The 22,153-nt window shown below is 70.2% G+C and carries 14 protein-coding genes and 1 tRNA gene; 8 read left to right on the top strand and 7 right to left on the bottom strand.

The genetic code is table 11. From position 1 onward, the window contains the following. Positions 1-6: 6 nt before the first annotated feature. Complete coding sequence (locus ACIRQP_RS21570) at positions 7-1,794, top strand: SelB C-terminal domain-containing protein (RefSeq protein ID WP_403892492.1); 1,788 nt, start codon at positions 7-9, stop codon at positions 1,792-1,794. Between the two features lie 167 nt (positions 1,795-1,961). Here ACIRQP_RS21570 and ACIRQP_RS21565 read toward each other — a convergent pair. Then, a tRNA-Sec gene (locus ACIRQP_RS21565) sits at positions 1,962-2,054 on the bottom strand. Positions 2,055-2,190: 136 nt separating this feature from the next. On the opposite strand from ACIRQP_RS21565, the gene selD reads away from it, so the two are divergent. Further along, positions 2,191-3,216 (top strand): selenide, water dikinase SelD, encoded by a 1,026-nt coding sequence (gene selD, locus ACIRQP_RS21560; protein WP_403892490.1) that lies wholly within the window; start codon positions 2,191-2,193, stop codon positions 3,214-3,216. 98 nt (positions 3,217-3,314) lie between these two features. Here selD and nrfD read toward each other — a convergent pair whose 3' ends face one another. From nrfD to ACIRQP_RS21540, 4 genes are read right to left on the bottom strand one after another with little or no spacing between them, the layout of a single operon-like run. Continuing rightward, on the bottom strand, positions 3,315-4,358 hold the full coding sequence (gene nrfD, locus ACIRQP_RS21555) for an NrfD/PsrC family molybdoenzyme membrane anchor subunit (RefSeq protein WP_403892487.1): 1,044 nt from the start codon (positions 4,356-4,358) through the stop codon (positions 3,315-3,317). Beyond that, positions 4,355-5,374 carry a 4Fe-4S dicluster domain-containing protein gene (locus tag ACIRQP_RS21550; protein ID WP_403892484.1) on the bottom strand — a complete coding sequence of 340 codons (1,020 nt, stop codon included), beginning with the start codon at positions 5,372-5,374 and terminating at the stop codon, positions 4,355-4,357. The genes nrfD and ACIRQP_RS21550 overlap by 4 nt, the downstream gene beginning before the upstream one ends. Continuing rightward, positions 5,371-8,661 (bottom strand): formate dehydrogenase, encoded by a 3,291-nt coding sequence (gene fdh, locus ACIRQP_RS21545; protein ID WP_403892481.1) that lies wholly within the window; start codon positions 8,659-8,661, stop codon positions 5,371-5,373. The genes ACIRQP_RS21550 and fdh overlap by 4 nt, the downstream gene beginning before the upstream one ends. Before the next feature lie 32 nt (positions 8,662-8,693). After that, a complete protein-coding gene (locus ACIRQP_RS21540; protein WP_403892478.1) occupies positions 8,694-9,761 on the bottom strand; it encodes a helix-turn-helix domain-containing protein in 1,068 nt (355 codons plus the stop codon). A gap of 251 nt (positions 9,762-10,012) precedes the next feature. Here ACIRQP_RS21540 and ACIRQP_RS21535 point away from each other — a divergent pair, with 251 nt between their 5' ends. Next, positions 10,013-10,438 carry a peptidase inhibitor family I36 protein gene (locus ACIRQP_RS21535; RefSeq protein WP_403892475.1) on the top strand — a complete coding sequence of 142 codons (426 nt, stop codon included), beginning with the start codon at positions 10,013-10,015 and terminating at the stop codon, positions 10,436-10,438. A gap of 83 nt (positions 10,439-10,521) precedes the next feature. Next, positions 10,522-11,409, top strand: coding sequence for a hypothetical protein (locus ACIRQP_RS21530; protein WP_403892472.1), 888 nt, complete (start codon positions 10,522-10,524; stop codon positions 11,407-11,409). Positions 11,410-12,208: 799 nt separating this feature from the next. Here the strand turns inward: ACIRQP_RS21530 and ACIRQP_RS21525 are convergent. Then, positions 12,209-13,738 (bottom strand): helix-turn-helix domain-containing protein, encoded by a 1,530-nt coding sequence (locus tag ACIRQP_RS21525; protein WP_403892469.1) that lies wholly within the window; start codon positions 13,736-13,738, stop codon positions 12,209-12,211. Between the two features lie 217 nt (positions 13,739-13,955). After that, positions 13,956-15,566 carry an alkaline phosphatase D family protein gene (locus ACIRQP_RS21520; protein ID WP_403892466.1) on the bottom strand — a complete coding sequence of 537 codons (1,611 nt, stop codon included), beginning with the start codon at positions 15,564-15,566 and terminating at the stop codon, positions 13,956-13,958. A gap of 403 nt (positions 15,567-15,969) precedes the next feature. Here ACIRQP_RS21520 and ACIRQP_RS21515 point away from each other — a divergent pair, with 403 nt between their 5' ends. The 4 genes from ACIRQP_RS21515 to ACIRQP_RS21500 are packed head-to-tail and all read left to right on the top strand — an operon-like array spanning position 15,970 to position 22,116. Next, positions 15,970-18,966 (top strand): family 78 glycoside hydrolase catalytic domain, encoded by a 2,997-nt coding sequence (locus ACIRQP_RS21515; RefSeq protein WP_403892463.1) that lies wholly within the window; start codon positions 15,970-15,972, stop codon positions 18,964-18,966. Continuing rightward, positions 18,963-20,273: an extracellular solute-binding protein gene (locus ACIRQP_RS21510; protein ID WP_403892460.1), complete on the top strand. Its 1,311-nt coding sequence runs from the start codon at positions 18,963-18,965 to the stop codon at positions 20,271-20,273. The genes ACIRQP_RS21515 and ACIRQP_RS21510 overlap by 4 nt, the downstream gene beginning before the upstream one ends. After that, positions 20,270-21,256 (top strand): carbohydrate ABC transporter permease, encoded by a 987-nt coding sequence (locus ACIRQP_RS21505; RefSeq protein ID WP_403892457.1) that lies wholly within the window; start codon positions 20,270-20,272, stop codon positions 21,254-21,256. The genes ACIRQP_RS21510 and ACIRQP_RS21505 overlap by 4 nt, the downstream gene beginning before the upstream one ends. After that, positions 21,253-22,116: a carbohydrate ABC transporter permease gene (locus tag ACIRQP_RS21500; protein WP_403892453.1), complete on the top strand. Its 864-nt coding sequence runs from the start codon at positions 21,253-21,255 to the stop codon at positions 22,114-22,116. The genes ACIRQP_RS21505 and ACIRQP_RS21500 overlap by 4 nt, the downstream gene beginning before the upstream one ends. Positions 22,117-22,153: the final 37 nt, after the last annotated feature.

Genomic DNA, 22,153 nt, shown 5'->3' with positions numbered 1-22,153 from the left:
CCGAGGATGCACGTCTTCGCGACCGCCGGACATGTCGACCACGGGAAATCCACCCTGCTGCGGGCCCTGACCGGAATGGAACCGGACCGATGGGCGGAGGAACAGCGGCGGGGCATGACCCTGGATCTGGGATTCGCGTGGACCAGGCTGCCCGGCGCCGGGGATGTGGCCTTCGTCGACGTGCCGGGCCACGAACGGCTGGTGGGCAACATGCTCGCCGGAGTGGGTCCGGTCCCCGCGGTGCTGTTCGTGGTGGCCGCGGACCAGGGCTGGCAGCCGCAGTCGGAGGAGCACCTGGCGGTACTGGACGCGCTCGGCGTGCGCCACGGGGTGCTCGCCGTGACCCGCCGCGACCTGGCGGACCCGGCGGCCGCACGCGCGGACGCGCTGGCCCGGATGGCGAAGTCCTCGCTGGGCACCGTGGCGTCCGTGGCGCTGAGCCCGGTGACCGGTGCCGGGCTCGACGAGCTTCGTACGGTGCTGACGCGGGTGGCCCTCGCCCTCCCCGCGCCGGATCCCGCCGCGGACGTGCGGCTGTGGGTCGACCGCGCCTTCACGGCGCGGGGCCGGGGCACCGTCGTCACCGGCACCCTCGGCGCGGGCACGATCAGGGAAGGGGACCACCTCGAACTCGCCTGCGGCGGGAAACCGTTGCGGGTGCGGGGGCTGGAGACGCTCAAGGCGCCCCGGCCGGAAGTGAGCGCGGTCGCCCGGGTGGCGGTCAATCTGCACGGGGCCGCGGCCGGGGCGCTGCGCCGCGGGGACGCACTGCTCACCCCGGGGCGCTGGCTCACGACCGACACGGTGGACGTCCGGCTGAACGGCGACCCGGCCCACGGCCTGCCCCGGCACCTGACCCTCCATGTCGGCTCCGCCGCCGTGCCAGTGACGGTCCGTCCGCTCGGGGAGGACACCGTCCGCCTGAGACTGGCCGGCGCCGTGCCGCTGCGGATCGGCGACAGAGCGCTGCTGCGCGACCCCGGGCGCCACCGCGTCCCGGCCGGGATCACCGTGCTGGACGTCCGCCCGCCGCGACTCACCCGGCGCGGAGCGGCCGCCGCCAGGGCCCATGCGCTCCAGGCCGTCACCGGACCACCGGACGGTGCCGCCGAGCTACGCAGGCGTGGCCTGGTACGCCGCACGGAACTGCTGGCCATGGGAGTGCGCCCGCCGTCCGAGCCGGTGGCCGGGGAATGGCTGGCGGACCCTGCCCACTGGGCCGCCCTGAGCGCCGCACTGCGTCAGGCCGTCGAGACGTACGCGGCCGGCCACCCCTTGGAGCCCGGCCTGCCGCTGGAGGCGGCCAGAAAGGCGCTCGGGCTGCCGGAACACCGGCTGGTCGAGGCGCTGCTGACGGCTGACCCCGGGCTGAGTCAGCGTCAGGGACGGCTCTACGGCAGCCACGTCCGGCCCGCGCTCCCGCCTGCGGCCGAGGCCGCGGTCACCGCCCTGCGCGCCGACCTGGCCCGAGCACCCTTCCGCGCCCCTGACGCCGACAGGCTGGAGCAACTGGGCCTGACAGCCAGGCTGCTCGCCGCCGCCGAGGCCGCGGGCGCCCTGCTGCGGGTCGGCGACGGTATCGTCCTGCTGCCGCGCGCGGACGAGCAGGCCGCGGCGGTCCTGTCCCGGCTGGAGCGGCCGTTCACCGCGAGCGAGGCGCGCCGGGCCCTGGACTCCACCCGCCGCGTGACCATCCCGCTGCTGGAGCATCTCGACCGGCGGGGCTACACCACCCGCCTGGACGGCGCCCTGCGCCGCTGTCAGCCGGCGCCGACCCGGCAGGGGCGGAGCTGATGTCGGCCGGGTCGGCCCGGACAACGTCGGCCGGGTCGGCCCGGACAACCTCTGCCGGGACGGGCCGAAGCACACCGGCGGCCGCAGCACACCGGGCGGGGAGGGCGGAAAGACCGCGCTACGTGCGGCGGCCCGCCGCTCCCGCTCGGCGCGGCACCGCCCCAGAGCGGAGACGGACGGGAATCGAACCCGCCTGCCCGAGTTGCTCGGGCACCTCGGTTTTGAAGACCGGGAGGGCCACCAGGCACCTCTACGTCTCCCCGGCGGGCCCCCATACCGGGCGGCCCCGCCGGGCGTCATCGAACCCCGGGGCCCGGCAGGTGTCAACGCGCCGCGCTGAGCGTACGAGTCCGGACCGGCGCCCGGACGAAGCAGACAACGAAAGGGACATGTGCGATGGCCACCGCGACCCGGCAGGCGAACGTCCGGCTGACCCAGTACGCCCGTGGCGGCGGCTGCGCCTGCAAGATCCCGCCGGGTGAACTGGAGGAGGTCGTCGCCGGGCTGAGCGACCGTACACCGGCCGGAAGCCGGGCGGGGGACCTCCTCGTCGGCCTGGACAGCGGCGACGACGCCGCCGTGGTGCGACTGCCGGGCGGAGCCGGGGCGGCGGCCGTTGTCGCGACCGCGGACTTCTTCACCCCCGTGGTCGACGATCCGTACGACTGGGGCCGGATCGCCGCCGCCAACGCGCTGTCCGACGTCTACGCCATGGGAGGCGCCCCGCTGGTGGCGGTGAATCTGCTGGCGTGGCCCCGGGAGGTGCTCCCCTTCGAGCTGGCCCGGGAGGTACTGCGCGGCGGGCTGGACATCGCGGCCGAGGCGGGCTGCCATGTGGCGGGCGGGCACAGCGTGGACGACGCGGAACCCAAGTACGGCATGGCGGTGACGGGCGTCGCGGACCCCGATCGCCTGCTGCGCAACGACACCGGCCGGCCGGGGATGCCGCTGTCGCTGACCAAGCCGCTGGGCCTCGGCGTCCTCAACAACCGGCACAAGGCCACGGGCGAGGTCTTTCCCCACGCGGTGGAGACCATGACCAGGCTCAACCGGGACGCGGCGGAAGCCGCCCTGGCCGCGGGGGCGGTCTGCGCGACCGACGTGACCGGGTTCGGTCTGCTCGGGCACCTGTACAAGCTGGCACGGGCCTCCGGGGTCACCGCCGTGGTCGATGCCTCGGCCGTTCCCTACCTTGACGGAGCGACGCGGGCGGTCAGGGACGGCCACGTCAGTGGCGGCACCCGCCGCAACCTCGCGTGGGTGGTCCCGCACACGGACTTCGGCGGTACGGACGAGCCGACCCGGCTGCTCCTGGCGGACGCGCAGACCTCCGGCGGTCTGCTGGTGGCAGGGGAGGTGCCGGGAGCCCCGGTGATCGGGGAGCTCGTTCCCGGGGGTGAACACCGCCTGGTCGTCCGGTGAAACGGAGCGGCGGCGCCTCAACGGGGCGGAGCCTCAACAGGGCGGCGCCTCAGGGCCGCGCCTCAACCGGGAAGCGCCTCAGGGCCGCGGCTCGCGTGTCAGGCCCCGCCCCCTTCGGCGCCCTTGGCCGCCAGGCGTTCACGCTGCGGCACCACGACATAGGCGGGGTCCTTCGTGGACGCGACGCCGGCTTCGAACGTGCCGAAGCGCTGCAGAACGCTGCCGACCAGCAGGGCCGCCCCGGCCGCCGCCGCGGCCACGCGGTTGTGCCGCGCGACGGACACCGCCGCGATCGCTCCGCCCAGCGTGAGGAGTTCCGACGCGCGGCGCAGTCGGTGGGCCCGCCCGGTGGTGTAGGCCGTGGGTACCAGGCCGGGCCGCCGCTCGATCAGCCGGGACGCGATGATCTCCGCCACCGCCCCGGCCGCGCCGAGCCGACGGGCGGGTCCCGCTTCGGTTACCGGCGCCAGCAGCATCCCCAGGCCGCCTCCGCTGGCCGCGGCGGACCCGGTGAACACGAACGGCAGCTCCCTGCGCACCTCGTGCCAGGCCGGCACGGCCGTCTGCGAGAGCAGGACCGCCGTATAGGAGGCGAGGCCCGGGGCGAAGACGGCTGCCGAGAGCCCGGCCGGCCGGGCGGCAGCCCGCAGGAGCCGGCCGGGCACCGTGGCGCGCAGGGCGGGGGGCAGCAGCTCGGCCGCGGCCGCCAGACAACTGCCGGGCCCGAACGCCACGAGGATCCAGGTGCCGACGGACATCGGCGAGCTCGGCTTGGCGACCCGCAGCATGTGGTGGAACCGCTCGGGCCGGCCCAGGTCCGCGACCAGCAGGTACGTGCTCGCCAGCAGGGCGCCGGAGCCACCCAGACGGGCCGCCCGGCACAGTGCCGGACGACCGGTCAGGTCGGCGCCGGCCGCGAGCAGGGCCGCGCCGGCCGACAGCCCGCCGGTGAAGAAGTACGCGGGGATCTTCCACTCCCACACCGGCGGCTTCAGCACCGGCCGGCCGTAGTAGGAGCGGAAGGAAGCGCGCGGCACGACAGGCTGTTCGTGACTGCCGTCGTCGCCCCGGCCGAAGCCGCGCGCCCTGGCGCCGGCCTTCCGCGCGCCGGGCTCCGGCAGGGTTCGCTCGTCGCCGGTCATCGTCGGCCTCCGCTCACGAAGGCCGTGGCCGAGGCGACGAGCAGGGCCGACGCGGCCATGCCCGCGTACTTCCACATCTGCGCCAGGTCACGGGTGGGCACCACCGGGTCGGGCGGCAGCCCGTACACCTCCGGCTGGTCCAGCAGCAGGAAGAACGCGCCATCTCCACCCACGCCGTCCTGTGGATCGTGGCCGTACAGCCGGGCCTCGCCGACCCCCGCCTCGTGCAGTTCCGTCACCCGCCGGGCGGCCCGCTCCCGCAGCTCGTCCAGCCGGCCGAACTGGATGGACTTGGTCGGGCACGCCTGCGCACAGGCCGGCTCCATGTCGCCGCGCAGCCGGTCGTAGCACAAGGTGCATTTCCAGGCCCGCCCGTCGTCCGGCCGCCGGTCGATCACCCCGTAGGGGCAGCCGGACACGCAGTAGCCGCAGCCGTTGCAGATGTCCTCCTGGACCACGACCGTGCCGAACTCGGTGCGGAACAGCGCTCCGGTGGGGCACACGTCGAGGCATCCGGCGTGTGTGCAGTGCTTGCACACGTCGGAGGACATCAGCCAGCGGAAGTCGGTCCGGCCTTCCGCGCCGACGGCGGCGCCGGGCAGGTCGAAGGAGGGGAACCCCAGGTGCACCGGGGCGGTGCCCAGATCGCCGCCGCCCCGTTCCGCGGCGGGCAGGGCGTCCGCGACGGCCGCGGCCGTCGCGTCGGTGCCCGTGGGGCCGGTGGGAAGGCCGGACAGGCCCGCGTCCTGATCTCCCAGCGGACGCTGCTGCTCGATGAAGGCGACGTGCCGCCAGGAACTCGCACCGAGCATGCCGGTGTTGTCGAAGGACATGCCCAGCAGATCCAGGCCGTCCTCGGGCACGTTGTTCCACTCCTTGCAGGCCACCTCGCACGCCTTGCATCCGATGCAGATGGAGGTGTCGGTGAAGAAGCCCATCCTGGGCGGGTGGTCGCGGTGACCGGCGTCCGCCGCGGGATCCGCGAGCGGCCCGTAGAAGCTCTGCTCGTGCCTCATGGTGATCCCTTCGGCCGGTCGGGTTCGGTGTGGGCCGGCTTCTCCTGATCGCCGGCCGTCACGACGCGGGTGCCGGTCTCCTGGGTGATTCCGGCCCGGCGGCGATAGTCCGCGACGTATTCCAGCAACGCGGGCCCCCTCGGGCGCCGTCCGGGCCGGACGTCGCAGGTCAGCACCTTGCTCTCCTGGATGAACACATTCGGGTCGGCCACCACGCCGATGAGGTCGTTGACCACGTCGCCGGTGGTCAGCCCGGTCTGCCCCCAGTGGTAGGGCATCCAGACCTGGTGGACGACCCGGCCGTCGACCCGCAACGGCGCCAGCCGGTCGGTGACGACGACCCGGGCCTCGACCGCGGTCCGGCTGGTGATCACATGTGCCCAGTCCAGATGGCGCAGGCCCCTTTCGGCCGCCAGCTCCGGTGATACCTCGACGAACAGCTCCGGCTGAAGCTCCGAAAGGTACCGGAGCTGTCGGCTCATGCCGCCGGCGGTGTGGTGCTCGGTGAGCCGGGCGGCGGTGAACACATAGGGGAACACCTCGCCGTGCGCCTCGGGCGGAGCCGGGTTGGACGGGTTGTCCGTGCGCCCGTACACCACGCGCGCGGGGCTGGCCTGCTGGCCGTAGAGGAGATTGCGCGTGGGCGACTCGTGCGGCTCGTAGTGGGTGGGCAGCGGGCCGTCGGCCAGCCCGGTCGGGGCGAACAGCCACCCCTTTCCGTCGGACATCATGATGAACGCGTCGTCGCCGCGCAGCGCCTCGGGGCCTGACGACCCCGCGGGCGGCAGGTAGCCCGGAGCCTTGTTCTTCTCGAAGTCCGGGATGTCGTGCCCGGTCCACTCGGCGCGCTGCTCGTCCCACCAGATGAGAGCCTTCCGTTCGCTCCAGGGCCGTCCCCGCGGGTCGGCGGAGGCGCGGTTGTAGAGCACCCGCCGGTTCATCGGCCAGGTCCAGCCCCACTCCGCGTCGTAATCCCCTTGCTCGGACCAGGGTTTGCGGCGCCGGGACTGGTTGACCTCGTCGGCGTAGACCCCGCTGTAGATCCAGCAGCCGCACGCCGTGGTGCCGTCGGCCCTCAGGTCGGTGTAGCCGCTGACCGTCCGCCCGGTACGCAGGTCGATACCGTTGATATGGCGCAGCACGTCGGCAGCGGACGGCTCGTCGCCCTCGGTCGCGTAGTCCCAGGCCAGATCGAGCATGGGACGGTCGCGCTCGTCGGTCGAGTCGGCCAGCTTCTGCTTGATCCGCTTGCCGAGCTGGTGGAAGAACCACAGCTCGGAGCGCTGGTCGTCGGCCGGCTCCACGGCCTGGTCCCGCCACTGCAGCATCCGCTGGGTCTGGGTGAAGGTGCCGGACTTCTCCACGTGCGAGGCGGCGGGGAAGAAGAACACCTCCGTACGGCAGCGCTCGGTGGCGATCTCGCCGGTCTCGATCTCGGGGGCGTCCTTCCAGAACGTGGCGCTTTCGATCATGGCGAGGTCGCGGACGACAAGCCAGTCGAGATTGGCCATGCCCAGGCGCTGGAGGCGGCCGTGGGCCGAGCCGACGGCGGGGTTCTGGCCGAGCAGGAAGTAGCCGAAGACCTTCCCGTCGACCATGTCCATCACGGTGCGGTACGTGCCGTGGTCGCCGTTGATCCGCGGCATGTAGTCGAAGCGGTAGTCGTTCTCCGCTGTCGCCGCCTCGCCCCAGTACTCCTTGAGCAGGGAGATCGTGTAGGCGTCGGCGTTGCCCCAGAATCCTTTCTGGTTGCGGCGGCGGATGCTGTTCAGATAGGCCTCCAGGCTTCCATGGGTGACGTCCGGCATCGGCAGGTAGCCGGGCAGCAGGTGGAACAGGGTCGGGACGTCGGTGGAGCCCTGGATGCTGGCGTGGCCACGCAGGGCGTAGATGCCGCCGCCGGGACGGCCGATGTTGCCCAGCAGGAGCTGGATGATCGACCCGGCCCGGATGTACTGCGCGCCGACCGAGTGCTGGGTCCAGCCCACGCTGTACACCAGCCCGGCGGTGCGCTCCCGGCCGGAATTGGCCGTCCAGGCGTGGCATACCTCAAGGAAGAGATCCTGCGGGACCCCGCAGATCCGCTCCACCATCTCGGGGGTGTAGCGCGAGAAGTGCCGCTTGAGGACCTGGAACACACACCGCGGATGCCGCAGTGTGGGGTCGGCCGCGATGTCCCCGGCGGCGCCTTCGAGCGCCGGGCCGCCGGCGCCGTGCTGGTAGGACGCGGACTGCTCCTTGTCGCGGTCGCCCGGCCGCTCTTCCACCTCGATGCCCTCGTAGGCCCAGGTGGAGGAGTCGTACGACGCGGTGTGGGGGTCGTAGCCGCTGAACAGTCCGTCCAGGTCCTCGGTGTCCCGGTACCGCTCGCTGAGCAGGAAGGACGCGTTGGTGTACGTCTCCACGTACTCCCGGAAGCAGAGGTCGTTGGAGAGGATGTGGTTGATCACGCCGCCGAGGAAGGCGATGTCGGTACCGGCCCGCAGCGTGACGTGCTGGTCGGCGAGCGCGCTGGTACGGGTGAACCGCGGGTCGATGTGGATGACCCGGGCGCCGCGCGCCTTGGCCTCCATCACCCACTGGAAGCCGACCGGATGGGCTTCGGCCATGTTCGAGCCCATGATGATGATGCAGTCGGAGTTGGCCAGGTCCTGCTGGTAGTCGGTGGCGCCGCCACGACCGAACGAGGCTCCCAGACCGGGAACCGTGGCGGAGTGTCAAATACGCGCCTGGTTCTCCACCTGCAGTGCGCCCAGCGCGGTGAACAGCTTCTTGATCAGATAGTTTTCCTCGTTGTCCAGGGTGGCGCCGCCCAGGCTGGCGATGCCCATGGTGCGCCGCAGCGGGTTCCCGGCTTCATCGGCGTCCTGCCAGCCCTTGCGCCGCGCGTCCAGTACCCGGTCGGCCACCATGTCCATGGCGGTGTCCAGGTCGAGGTCCTGCCACCGCGTGCCGTAGGGCGGCCGGTAACGCACCTTCCGAATCCGTTGGGGCCCGGTGACGAGCTGCTTGCTCGCCGACCCCTTCGGGCACAGGCGTCCGCGCGAGATCGGGCTGTCGGAGTTGCCCTCGATCTGGATGACCTGCTCGTCCTTCACGTACACGTGCTGGGCACAGCCCACCGCGCAGTAGGGGCAGACCGAACTCACCACACGATCGGCGCTCAGTGTCCGGGACGCGAGGCCGGCCGAGCGCGCGGACTCGGCGGCTTTTCCCCGGCCCAGCGGGTCCGGCCCGGTGAGCTGCCGGTACACCGGCCACGCCTCGATCCACCGTTTGACGCCCATCGACCCGCTCCTTCGCGCGGTGACATCCGTCGTCACGACGATACCGACCGGCCGACCCTCCGCAAGTCGTAGTGGTCCTGCTCTTTTCCGGTCGGCCCGGCAAGCGGTGGCGGACCGGCGACCGACTCACCGTCGCCGTTCAGGGCGTGGTGGCGGTAGCTCCGGGGTGACATGCCGAAGGCGCCGCGAAAGACACAGGAGAAGACCGCGGCGTCCGAGAAGCCCCAGCGGGCGGCAACGTGGCTGATGGGTATGGCGCGTTGGGCCGGGTCGGCCAGGGAGCGACAGGTCTGCTCCAGGCGCTGGTCGCGAATCCATGCGGCCAGGGTGGTGCCGTGACCGAGGACGCGGAAGAGGCGGTGCAGGTGGCTCACGGAGATGTGGTGCGCCGCGGCGATCGTGCTCGGGGTGAGAGCGGGGTCGTGCAGGTGGTGGCGGATGAAGGCCTGGATTCGCAGTGCGAGGGTACGGCTGCGGGTCTCCGGCGAGAGACGGTCCTCCTCGTCCAGTCGGTGGGCCAGGGTCGCGGCGAGCAGATCGACAACGACCGTCTCCAGGCGAGCACCGTCCGACGGACCGTAGGAGTCGACGTCCCTCGCCAACTGGAGGAGGGTCCCGGCGAGTAGTGCCCCCGGCCCTTTCCGCCCCGACAACCGCTGGGTCGTCAGTTGGCCTACTTTTTTCTCCGGTAGAGGCAGCAGTCTTCTGGGGACTTCGAGCCCCACCACTTCCATGCGGCGATTGGCGCAGTCGAAAGGGGCCGAGGTGTCGACGATGTACATGTCCCAGGGGCCGTGGACGGCACTCCCGCTGTCCTGACTGATCCCAATGGCTCCTGTCAACGGGAGGGTGAGATGGCAGATCTCGGGACCGGACTGCCTGATCAGCTTGGGAGTTCTGTGAAAGGTCATGGGCTGAGACATTCCCGGCCACACACTCACCGCGCCCAACTGCAGAAGACGCATCTCCGCCTCGAACCCCTCGGCCTGATCGGTGGCCATTTCCATAGGGCTCATGGTCTTCGCCATCAGCTCACGCCATAAGTCGAATCTGTCCGTCTCCGGGAAATCTCCGGTCCGGAACACTGTCTCGATCACCACATGCCCCCCGGCAGCCGCACCCGTGTCATCTCGCCCACTGTGAGTTGAGACGAGAATAGGAAGCCTGAATAAACGGGCGATATACAGTGATCGGGAGTGCGGCGGACACGGTGTCCGGCGCCATGCGCTGATCTCTGTGGCCGGGTCGAACACGCATCGTCAAGCCTTCGCGTACCGAGCGTCAAGGACAACGGCCTTCCGCGCGGATAGCTTCGAGTGGACGGATCTCGGCTCATCGAAAGGCACGCGAAATGCGACGCAAGCTGCAATTCCTGGCCCCTGCGTTCGGGGTTCTTCTTCTGCCTCTCACTCTCGCTTCGTCCGCTCAGGCCGACGAGGCGCGGGTGATGGCGGGAAGTTGCACTGCCCCGAACTTCTGCCTCTTCGAGAACAACCACTTCAACGAGGGGAACACCAACCACTGGCGCGACATCGTGCACAGTGACTCCGACTTCAGAGGAAATCACTGGAGGGACGGAAACGGCAATCTCACGGATGACGACATGAACGACGAGACCAGTTCTGTGAAGAACGAGTCCGGCTGCAGCGTGCGCCTCTACCAGAACCCCAACTATCAAGGTGATTACACCGGTACGGCGGACGGCGACAGCCGAGCGGTGCTGGGCGACTTCGCAATCGGCGACAACAGGGCGACTTCGGCGCAGTTCAACTGCTAGCGGTCACCGTCCGGACCCCCTCGCGGCGACCCTTCCCAGCAGGTCGCCGCGAGGCTCCTCCCCTCCTCGAAAGGTCGCCTCGCATGCACCGGTACCGCGCCGGCCTCCTGGTGGGCTCGGCGGCACTGCTCCTCACCTCCTGTGTGGGCCCCTCGGCAGGCGGGTCGTCCGCCGGGTCGTCCGCCGGACCGCAACTCCCCGTCGTGACATCCTTGCCGCGGCTCGCCCTCCCCTTCGACACCTACAAGTGGACCCCGAGCGAGCTCTGGCGATACGAGCGTGCACGCCGACTCCTGGCTCAGGACTGTCTCGAGGACCGGGGCATCGGCGTCGTCCTCCCGGAGAAGGAGGCGCCACCGGCCGCTCCCTACGACAACAGTCGCCGGTACGGAGTCGTGGACCCCGAGGCGTCCGCCCAGTACGGCTATCACGTCCCGGACATGTGGAGTTCCCAAGCCCGGCGGCTACGCGCCGAGGCCATCGAGTGGGGGCAGCTGCTCCGTCCCGAGGAGGAGCGGGCCCTGTACGGTGACGCGGATCAGCAGGGCTGCTACGGCGTCGCCGATGCCGTCCTCGAACGCACGGCTCCCGGGACGGAATCCTCCTGGCTGACGGTTCAGAGCGTGCAGAGTCTGCGCCGGACCGAGAACACCGCGGAGGTGAACCGAGCCCGCGGAGCGTGGACGGCGTGCATGAAACAGAAAGGGTTCCGGTACGACCACCCCGACCGGGCGATCGGCGACAGGGTGTGGGACCTGGACGCTCCCACGATCAGCGCCCGGGAGATCGACACCGCGACGGCCGACGTCCGGTGCAAGCATTCATCAGGTCTGTTGACGACATGGCACGAGGCCGAGCGGACGCTCCAGCGCCAAGTGATCGCCCGGCACACGAAGACGTTCGCACGCCTTGCCGCGGACAAACGCGCCCAGTTGGCGACCATCAACCGCCTTCTCACCGACCGCCGGTGACAGGGTGACTGAGGAGCTGTCAGAGAGGCCACATGGAGCCGCCGCATCCGAACCTGCCTCGCGTTTTCGCAGGTCGGACAGGGTGCGGCGGTATCGATTCGCGTGGACCAGCACTGCCGGATAAGAGGCTTGTCGAGCTTGTCCACGACGGCGCGGATGGCCGGTGCGGCCTGACGCCCCCTTGGAACAGCCACCCGCCGCCTGAGCCCCCGGCCTCGTCCCTGCCCACCGCAGAATGGTGCTGGTCGCCGTGGTGGTACGAGGACTAGCCCGTGGACATGACCGCGCCCCCTGCTCCTGACGGTCGGAGAGGGGGTGTCGGCATGTTCGAGTGGCCGGCTGACGTCCCGTTGGGGGCGTGGACGTACTCCGCGTTGCCGTCCCTCAGACCCTGCGCGATCTGCACCACACGTTCGAACTTGCTGCCGTCCTCGTGGCATCGGATTGGCCACCTTCGCGGTGTGGACGTAGTCCTTGAACCGACGTCCCACGACGTCACGGGTACGCCCTACCTTGATGCAGGAGGCCGAGACCCTCTTCCCCCAGACCGGGATACCGGGGCAAGTACACCCTGTCGGCCGGATGAACTGCTGACGTCGCGTCAGGTTCCGACGCTGGATTGCACACGGATTGCACAAGACGACGGAAGACGATGGCAGACGTCGAGGACTACCAGAAGGTGTTTCCGCAGGTCAGAGGTCGTTTTGGACAGTGGGGCCAAGTCCCACTTGGCCCCACTGTGTCCGGCTTCCTAGGGCGTGTCTTCAAAGTAGCGCCGTCCGCCCGAAGGACAGAACACCTAGATGTCGCGGAAGATCTCGATCTGCGCGCCCACGGAATTCAGACGCTCCGCCAGATCCTCGTAACCCCGGTTGATGACATAGACATTGCGGAGTACGGACGTACCCTCCGCCGCCATCATCGCCAGCAGTACGACCACGGCGGGCCGCAGGGCCGGTGGGCACATCATCTCGGCCGCGCGCCAGCGGGTCGGGCCCTCGACCAGGACGCGGTGGGGGTCGAGGAGTTGGAGTCGGCCACCGAGGCGGTTGAGGTCCGTGAGGTAGATGGCGCGGTTGTCGTAGACCCAGTCGTGGATCAGTGTCTGGCCCTGTGCCACCGCCGCGATGGCCGCGAAGAACGGCACATTGTCGATGTTCAGCCCGGGGAACGGCATCGGGTGGATCTTGTCGATCGGCGCCTCCAGCTTGGACGGCCGTACGGTCAGGTCCACCAGCCGGGTGCGGCCGTTGTCGGCGGAGTACTCGGTGGTGCGGTCATGGTCGAGCCCCATCTCCTCCAGCACCGCGAGTTCGATCTCCAGGAACTCGATCGGGACCCGGCGGATCGTCAGCTGGGACTCGGTGACCACGGCGGCGGCGATCAGGCTCATCGCCTCGACCGGGTCCTCCGAGGGGGAGTAGTCGACGTCCACGTCGATGGACGGCACACCGTGCACGGTCAGGGTGGTCGAGCCGATGCCGTCGACCCGGACGCCCAGTGTTTCGAGGAAGAAGCACAGGTCCTGGACCATGTAGTTGGACGAGGCGTTGCGGATGACGGTCGTGCCCTCGTGACGCGCGGCGGCCAGCAGTGCGTTCTCGGTGACGGTGTCCCCGCGCTCGGTCAGTACGATCGGGCGGTCCGGCGAGATCGAGTGGTCCACCTGGGCGTGGTAGAGGCCCTCGGTCGCGGCGATGTCCAGACCGAACCGGCGCAGCGCGATCATATGCGGCTCGATCGTGCGCGTACCGAGGTCGCAGCCGCCCGCGTACGGCAGCCGGAACGCGTCCATCCGGTGCAGCAGCGGGCCGAGGAACATGATGATGGAGCGGGTACGGCGGGCCGCCTCCGCGTCGATCGCCTCCATGTCCAGGTCGGCGGGCGGCGTGATCTCCAGGTCCACGCCGTCGTTGATCCAGCGGGTGCGTACGCCGATGGAGTTGAGCACCTCCAGGAGCCGGAAGACCTCCTCGATGCGCGCGACCCGGCGCAGCACCGTGCGCCCCTTGTTGAGCAGCGAACCGCAGAGCAGTGCCACGCACGCGTTCTTGCTCGTCTTGACGTCGATGGAGCCGGAGAGCCGGCGTCCGCCGACCACCCGCAGATGCATGGGCCCGGCGTAGCCGAGGGACACGATCTCACTGTCGAGCGCCTCACCGATGCGCGCGATCATCTCAAGGCTGATGTTCTGGTTACCGCGCTCGATGCGGTTCACGGCGCTCTGGCTGGTGGCCAGAGCTTCGGCAAGCTGGCTTTGTGTCCAGCCACGATGCTGACGGGCGTCACGGATGAGCTTGCCGATGCGTACGAGGTAGTCGTCTGCCATAGGGAAAGATTATCTCAGGTGTGAGATAAGCGCTCTGTGGGGTGCGCTGTCGGGGTGACGGCCACCCGGGCGGTTCTCCCGGCGTTCTCCCGGCGGATCTCCGGGGTGGATCTCCGCGGGACGGACCGGGGGCGGCCACCCGACTCCGATCGTGGGAGCCGGGGGCCGCCCCCGCAACCGCAGCGCCGCCGTACGGGTCAGCACGGCTGACGCTCCATCAGGCGCGCTGGAGTCCGGGCCGTCCGGCCTCGGTGAGATAGGAGATCCGGGTCGACACGGGCGCGCCGGGCCGGGTGACGTAGGGGAGCACCTTGAAGTCGGCGCGGCACGACTCCCGCGTGGCCGTACAGCGGACATAGCCGCGCTGGTAGTTGGTGAACTCGATATGCGAGTTGGCCGCGAGCAGGCTCGCCCCGGAGGGGTCCAGATCCATGCCGTCCATCTTGGTGGAGATGGAGGTGCCGACGAATTCGACGCCGACCGTGGCGGAGTCCGGGTCGTCGAAGTCCCGCTTGAGGTTGGCGGCGAGATGGCGGTGCATGTCGCCGGTGAGTACCACGGGGTTGCTCACCCGGCGTGCGGCGATCTGGTCGAACAGCCGCTGCCGCGAGGACGCGTATCCGTCCCAGAAGTCCATCACGAACGACTGGCCGAGCCCGGGGTCGGTGTCGACCTGGTTCATGGGGATCTGCTGGGGGATGAAGTTCCAGGTAGACCCCGAGCGGCCGAGGCTGTTGTAGAGCCAGCTCTCCTGCTCGGCGCCGAGGATGCTGCGGTTGGGATCGAGGCGCTCGTCGCAGCCGCTCTTCGTACCGTCACCGCAGGGCTGGTCATCGCGGAACAGCCGGGTGTCAAGGATATGGAACGAGGCCATCCGCCCGTAGCCCAGCTTGCGGTACAGCCGGGCCTCGAAGCCCCTCGGCTTGTTGGGCAGGCGCAGCGGCAGGTGCTCGTAGTACGCCTGGAACGCGGCGGCGGCGCGCCGGCGGAACACCGCCGGGTCCTGGTCCGGCTCGTTGTCGAGCTTGGAGTGGTCGCCCGCCCAGTTGTCCTCCACCTCGTGGTCGTCCCAGACGACGGCGAACGGGTGGGCCTGGTGAGCGGCGATCAGGTCCTGGTCGAAGCGGTGCAGCGCGTGCCGGTTCCGGTACTGGGCGAGGTCCATCGGCTCGGGGCGCAGCTCGGCGGCGACGGGGACCTGGCGTACCCCGCCCATCGCGTCGATGGGGTTCTCGTAGATGTAGTCGCCGAGATGCAGGATGAGGTCGACGTCCTCCTGCGCGAGATGGCGATAGGCGGTGTAGAAGCCCTCGAACCAGGCCTGGCAGGAGACGAAGGCGAAGTTCAGCTCTCTGGGCCGGCTGTGCGGCGAGGGTGCGGTACGGGTGCGGCCGACGGGGCTGATCACGCCGCCGGCGCTGAACCGGTAGTAGTACTGCCGACCGGACTGAAGGCCCGTCAGTTCGACATGGACGGAGTGGGCGAGCTCCGCCACCGCCGTGGTCCGTCCCCGGCGTACGACTCGCCGGAAGCGTTCGTCCTCGGCGACCTCCCAGAGGACCGTGACCGATTGGGGCGGCATGCCGCCGGTGCCGTCGGGGGCGAGGGGGTGAGGCGCGAGTCGGGTCCACAGGACGAATCCGTCCGGCCAGGGGTCGCCGGACGCGACCCCCAGGGTGAAGGGGTCCTCAGCGAATCGCTCGGCGGCTCCGGCCCGTCCGGCCGACAGGGTGCCGGCGGCGAACGCCAACGCGAGCGTTCCCGAGGCGCCGAGCATCGCGCGTCGCCCCAACCCTCTGGATCTGTCGATCCCACTGTTCAGTGGCATGAATGCTGGTCCGTTCCGTCGTGCGGGATCCCGCCCGAGCCGAGGTACTCGAAGGGGTATCGACGCTTGATTTAACGTCCGTTCATGTTGTAATCACACGGTGAATATCACATGAGAATCGCGGGGTACAAGAGCCCCGGCTATGGCGCTACGGCGCTTGTCGTAGGCGACTGTAAAGGGCTCCTGAGTGAAGATCGATTGCGGCTTGAGGCGGCCAATGCGCACCCCGGTAACACTCTTGACACCTCTCGCGAGGGGCTCATAGTCTCCACGCCACAGAATTCACGTTAGATTTCACATTCGAAGATGGTCGTCTTCACGCCGTGCACGTGACGACGAGCAGACGAACTGACGAACAGTCGACGTCGACGCGCCGCTCCTGGCGCGAAGGAAGGACGTGCTCGTGTCCCTGCGGCCCTACGCCCTGCGATGCGACCACCGTGCCACCCCGCTGGGCATCGATGAGGCCGCGCCCCTGCTCTCCTGGCGGCTCGCGTCCGCGCACCGGGGCGACGCGCCCCTCGCGTACCGCGTACGGGTCGCCGACCGGGCCGAGGACTTGGACGAGGGTGGTCAACCCCTCTGGGAAACCGGCCGGATCGAGGACCCCGACGCGATCGGAGCCGTCTATGCCGGACCCGCGCTGAAGTCCCGTACGCGCTACCACTGGCGGGTCGCCGTCTGGCCGGTCGAGCGGCCGGGCCCCACCGGCCCCGCGGGCGAAGCCGGTTCACCTGCCGGTCCGGCCGCTCCCGTCGAGGCGACGTCCTGGTTCGAGACCGCGTTCCGCGGCGCGGACGAGTGGCGCGCCTCGTGGATCAGCCACGATCCCCGCCCGATCCCGGTCATGGACGCGCCGACCGAGGGCGAACGCGCCCTGGACGACCACGGTCTCGCCCCCTGCCCCACGCTCCGGCGCGCCTTCACCGGCACAGCCGCCCTCCGCGCCCGGCTCTACGTCAGCGCCCGCGGCCTGTACGAGGTCCGCCTCAACGGCACCCGGGTCGGCGACGCGGAACTCGCGCCCGGCTGGACCGACTACACCCGCCGCGTCCAGTACCAGACGTACGACGTGACGGAACTGGTCCGCGACGGCGAGAACGTCCTCGCCGCGACCGTCGCCGACGGCTGGTGGAGCGGGTTCGTCGGCTTCGAGCCCCGCAGGGCCGGCGCCCACTACGGCGCGTTCCCGCAGTTTCTGGCGGAGCTTCATATCGACCACGCCGACGGCCGTACCACCACGATCGTCACCGACGACACATGGCATACCCACACCGGAGCGATCCGCCACGCCGACCTGCTCATGGGGGAGTGCCACGATCTGCGGCACGGCGCCGACGGCTGGGATCTGCCCGGCTTCGACGACACGGAGTGGTCACCTGCGCTGATCACGGACACCGACCATCGCCTGCTCGTGGCGTCCGTCGACGAACCGGTACGGGCCACGACCGCCCTGCGCCCCCGCTCCATCACCCGCGCCCCCCACCAGCCGGACGAAGGTGAGCGAGGAGGTGGAACCGACACCCATATCGTCGACTTCGGCCAGAACCTGGCCGGCCGGGTACGGCTCCGCGTCGCCGGACTCGCCCCCGGCGCGCGGGTGGTCGTACGCCACGCCGAGGCGCTGGACGAGTCGGGCCGCCTCTACACCGCGAACCTGCGCACCGCCGCCGCCACCGACGTACTGATCGGTGACGGCCGTGAACACCTCGTCTTCGAGCCGCGCTTCACCTACCACGGCTTCCGTTTCGTGGAGATCAGCGGAGTCCCGCGGCTGTACGACTCCGATGTCGTCGCCGTGGCCCTGCACAGCGACACACCATGGTCCGGCGCGTTCGACTGCTCCGACCCCGAAATCCGCCGGCTCCACGACTGTGTGGTCTGGGGACAGCGCTCCAACTTCGTCAGTGTGCCCACGGACTGCCCGCAGCGCGACGAACGGCTCGGCTGGCTCGCCGACGCGCAGGTCTTCCTGCCGACCGCCGCGCTCAACGCCGATGTCGCCGCGTTCTTCACCAAGTGGCTGCGCGACATCGAGGACGCCCGCACCCCCGAGGGCGGCTTCACCAATGTCGCGCCGCGCCTCACCGGTGTCGCGGACGAGGGCGCTCCCGGCTGGGGCGACGCGGGCGTGATCATCCCCTGGCATCTGTACCGCACCTACGACGACCCGCGCTTCCTCGCCCGCGCGCTGCCCGCCATGCGCGCCTGGATCGAACTGATCCACCGTCACAACCCGGACCTGATCTGGCGCCGGCATGTCGGCCCGCACTTCTCCGACTGGCTCGCCCCCGGTGTCCCGACCCCGCGCGAGGTCATCGCCACCGCCTACTTCGCGCACAGCACCCGCCTCACCGCGAGCGCCGCCGAGGTGCTGGGGCTCCCGGATATGGCGCGCGACCACCACCGGCTGGCCGCGGACATCCGTACCGCCTTCACCGAACGGTTCGTGACGACCGACAAGAACACGGAAGGCGAGCCCACCGTGCGGATCGCGGGCGACACCCAGACCGGTTATCTCGTCGCCCTCGCCTTCGGCCTGCTGCCCGAGGACGCGACCGGCCCCGCCGCCCAGCGGCTCGCCGAACTCATCGAGACGGCCGGGCCCGCGCTCCAGACCGGCTTCCTCGGCGTCGCGCTCGCCGCGCCCGTCCTGGACGCGTACGGCCGCGCCGACCTGGCACATGCCCTGCTGCGCCGTACCGAAGTGCCCTCCTGGCTGTTCCCGCTGCGCCACGGCGCCACCACCATCTGGGAACGCTGGGACGGCTGGACACCCGGTACGGGCTTCCGCGCCCCCTCGATGAACTCCTTCAACCACTACGCGCTCGGGTCGATCGGCGAATGGCTCTACCGGGGCGTCGCCGGACTCGACCAGAGCCCGGACTCCACCGGATACCGGCGGCTGCTGATCCGGCCACGGCCCGGCGAACTCAGCCACGCGAGCGCCGGCTACGAATCGGCCCGGGGCACCGTCACGGTGCGCTGGGAACGCCACGACCACACCCTCGGCCTGCGCGTCCAGGTGCCGCCCGGCGCGAGCGCCGAGGTGCACGTACCCACCGACGACCCCGGCTCGGTCCGTGAATCGGGCGCGGTCCCGGTGGACGGCGAACACCTCACGCTCCTCGCGACGATCCCCGCCACCGCCACCGCCACCGCCACCGCCACCGCCACCGCCGCGGCCACCTCTGCCGCCACCACCTCCGCCACCGATACCGACCCCGCCACCGGCCGCTCGGTCTACCGCGTCGGCTCGGGCGTCTACCGCTTCACCGCGTCGTACCCCTCGCGTCCCACGAGCGGGTACCCCACGGCGCCCGTCGCGAGCGCCACGCCCCGACGTGCTCCAAGCCCGGCGGCGTCGCTCGCCGGATCCCACGAGGAGGACACACCATGACCACGGGTTCCCGCAGCCTGCCAGAGCCTGTCCCGGGCACGGTCAGCCGCCGGGGGTTCCTCCGCGCCGGCGGCGGGGTCGCCGCCCTGGCCGCGCTTCCCCCGCTGCTCACCGCGTGCTCCAGTTCCGGTGACTCGGGCAACGTGCGTATCGTCGGCGTCGCCGACCAGCAAAAGCCCATAGAGGAACTGCTCGCGCTCTACCGGAAGAGCCACCCCGACCCCGCCTTCTCCACCTCCTTCGCCCCCACCGACCAGGTGCAGACGGTCGTCCGCACCCAGCTCGCCGGCGGCAACGCCCCCGATGTGCATGTGCTGTACCCCGGCAGCGGCAGCGCGATGTCCATGGTCGAACTGGCCAAGGCCGGACTGCTCACCGACCTCGGCGGGCAGAAGTGGACCCAAAGCATCCCCAAGAACTTCGACCCCGCCTACCGCCACGACGGCAAGACCTATCTCTACTCCGCGGGCAGCAGCGTCATCGGCGCCATCTACAACAAGAAGGCCTTCGCCACGGCGGGCGTCGAGCCGCCCAGGACCTGGAGCGAACTGCTCGATGTCTGCGCCAGGCTCAAGGCCAAGGGGATAGTGCCGATCGCGCTCGGCGCCCAGACCGCGTGGGTCACCCAGCTGATCAGCTACGCGCTGGTCCCCAACGCCGTCTACGCCAAGACCCCCGGCTTCAACGCCGACATGGCGGCGGGCCGCGCCACATTCGCCGGCTCGGGATGGGCCGACGCGATGGGCAAGTACCAGGAGCTCCAGCGCAAGGGCTTCTTCAACGACAACCCCAACGGCACCACCTACGAACAGCAGACCTCGCTGGTCGCGAGCGGGAAGGCGGCCATGGCCGTCCAGGTCTCGGCGGTGCTCGCCAACTTCCGGCAGGCCACCCCCACCCCCGACGACCTGGGCATGTTCCCCTTCCCCGGCGGGGACAACGCCGCCGAGCTGTGGATCCCGGCGGGCATCGTCGTCGGCCTCGGCGTCGCCGCCCACGCCAAGAACCCGGCCGAGGCCAAGGCGTTCGTCGAATTCCTCGGACAGCAGGAGAACATCAACCGCTGGGCGGCGGCCGTCTCGGCGATCCCCTTCACCCGCGACGCCACCACCGAGATAGACCCCGCCCTGGCCGACTTCCTGCCCATCATCGACGCCAACCGCGCCGTCCCCTTCATGGACCAGAGCTGGCCCAACGCCGAGGTCCAGCCCGCCCACTTCGCCGCCGTACAGGAACTGCTCGCGGGGAAGACGGACGTCGCCGGCGCGCTGGGGCAGATGGACCGGGCGTACGGGAAGAAATCGTGAAACCCCTTCCGGATACGGCCACGTCGGGCCACGAGGAACCCGACGCGGCAGCCGGTGCGTCGGCCGCGAAGACCGGTGAGGCGGCTCCGACGGGACGGATCCGGCGCCATCGTGACGCCACCGTCCCGCCCTGGGCCTTCGTCGTCCCCGCGCTCCTCGTGTACGCCGTCGTCGTCCTCTACCCGAGCCTCGCCGGGGTGGTGTACGCCTTCACCGACTGGTCCGGCGTCGGCGACTTCGCCTTCGTCGGCCTGGACAACTTCCGTACCCTGCTCGACGACGACCGCGCTCTGGAATCCGTCAGCAACACCCTGCTGCTCACCCTCGCGGTGGTCATCGTCCAGAACGGCATCGGCCTGCTGCTCGCGCTCGGCGTGAACGCCAACATCAGGTCCCGGTCGCTGCTACGGGTGACCTTCTTCGCGCCCGCCGTCGTCAGCCCCGTCATGGTCGCCTTCCTGTGGAAGTACGTCTACAACCCGGACAACGGCGCCGGGCTCAACGGCATCCTCGGCGCCGTCGGCCTCGGCGGGCTGCGTCAGGACTGGCTCGGCAACCCCTCGCTCGCCCTCTGGTCCGTCGCCGCCATGGTCGTCTGGCAGTACGCCGGATACTCGATGGTCATCTTCCTCGCCGGTCTCCAGGGCGTACCCGCCGAACTCCACGAGGCCGCCCGCATCGACGGCGCGGGCACCTGGCAGCGCTTCCGCTATGTCACCTGGCCGCTGCTGGCCCCGGCGCTGACCATCAACCTCATGCTGTCGACCATCGGCGGACTCAAACTCTTCGACCAGGTCTACGCGGCCACCAACGGCGGCCCCGGCACATCGAGCGAGACGCTCTCGACCGTGCTGTACAAAGAGGCCTTCGTCTTCGGGAAGTTCGGCTACAGCACCGCCGTCGCGCTCGTCCTCGCGCTGTTCGTCGCCGCCGTCTCCCTCGTCCAACTCCGTTATCTGCGCGCCCGGGAGGTCACCGCGTGAGCACCACCGCCACGACTGCCCGCAGCGTACCCAGGAAGCGCCGCCCCCGGTACGGCAGTTACGGCCTGGAACTGGTCATGGCCGCCGTCGCGGTGGTGTTCCTGTTCCCGGTGTACGCGCTGATCACGCTCGCGATGAAGGACCCGGCGCAGATCGCGGAATCGCCGCTGTCACCGCCCGCTCCGCCCACCTTCGCCAACTTCGGCAACGCGTGGTCCTCCGCCTCCCTCGGACCCGCCCTGCTCAACAGCACGATCATCACCGTCAGCAGCCTGCTGCTCCTGATCGTCCTCGGCTCCACCGGCGCCTACTACCTCGCGCGCCGCGCCCGCGGACTCGGCTACGGGCTGTACATCCTCTTCCTGCTGGGCATCGTGCTGCCCTTCCAGCTCGGCATGATCCCGCTGTACAAACTCGTCGACGACCTCGGCTGGCTCGGCACGTACCACGGCATGGTCCTCTTCTACACAGGCATTCAGCTGCCGTTCACCGTCTTCCTCTATACGGGGTTCATCCGCGCCCTGCCCCAGGACTACGCGCAGGCCGCGCTCATCGACGGCTGCGACCACCGCCAGGCGTTCACCCGTATCGTCTTCCCCCTGCTGCGGCCGATCACCGGCACCGTGATCATCCTGAACGCGGTCTTCATCTGGAACGACTTCTTCACCCCGCTGCTGTACCTCGGCGGATCCGGCAAGGAGACCGTCCCCGTGGGCGTGTTCTCGTTCGTGGGCCAGTACGTCTCCGACTACGGCCTCGTCTTCGCGGGCCTGGCGCTGGCCGCCCTGCCGATCCTCGTGGTCTTCCTGCTGCTCCAGCGTTATGTGATCAAGGGCTTCGAGGGCGGACTCAAAGGCTAGGTCCTGTCCGGTCGATCTCTCGAAGGCCAGAGGCTGA

Origin of the sequence: Streptomyces sp. NPDC102274, from assembly GCF_044766385.1 — a bacterium.
GTDB lineage: Bacteria > Actinomycetota > Actinomycetes > Streptomycetales > Streptomycetaceae > Streptomyces.
The sequence above is the reverse complement of the archived record's forward strand: the minus strand, read 5'-3'. Positions and strand labels throughout refer to the sequence as shown.

Excerpts from the sequence above, each read along its gene's own strand:
- selD (WP_403892490.1), top strand. The coding sequence starts at position 2,191 with ATGGCCACCGCGACCCGGCAGGCGAACGTCCGGCTGACCCAGTACGCC.
- ACIRQP_RS21510 (WP_403892460.1), top strand. The coding sequence starts at position 18,963 with ATGACCACGGGTTCCCGCAGCCTGCCAGAGCCTGTCCCGGGCACGGTC.
- ACIRQP_RS21550 (WP_403892484.1), bottom strand. The coding sequence starts at position 5,374 with ATGAGGCACGAGCAGAGCTTCTACGGGCCGCTCGCGGATCCCGCGGCG.
- ACIRQP_RS21525 (WP_403892469.1), bottom strand. The coding sequence starts at position 13,738 with ATGGCAGACGACTACCTCGTACGCATCGGCAAGCTCATCCGTGACGCC.
- ACIRQP_RS21520 (WP_403892466.1), bottom strand. The coding sequence starts at position 15,566 with ATGCCACTGAACAGTGGGATCGACAGATCCAGAGGGTTGGGGCGACGC.
- ACIRQP_RS21530 (WP_403892472.1), top strand. The coding sequence starts at position 10,522 with ATGCACCGGTACCGCGCCGGCCTCCTGGTGGGCTCGGCGGCACTGCTC.
- ACIRQP_RS21570 (WP_403892492.1), top strand. The coding sequence starts at position 7 with ATGCACGTCTTCGCGACCGCCGGACATGTCGACCACGGGAAATCCACC.
- nrfD (WP_403892487.1), bottom strand. The coding sequence starts at position 4,358 with ATGACCGGCGACGAGCGAACCCTGCCGGAGCCCGGCGCGCGGAAGGCC.
- ACIRQP_RS21535 (WP_403892475.1), top strand. The coding sequence starts at position 10,013 with ATGCGACGCAAGCTGCAATTCCTGGCCCCTGCGTTCGGGGTTCTTCTT.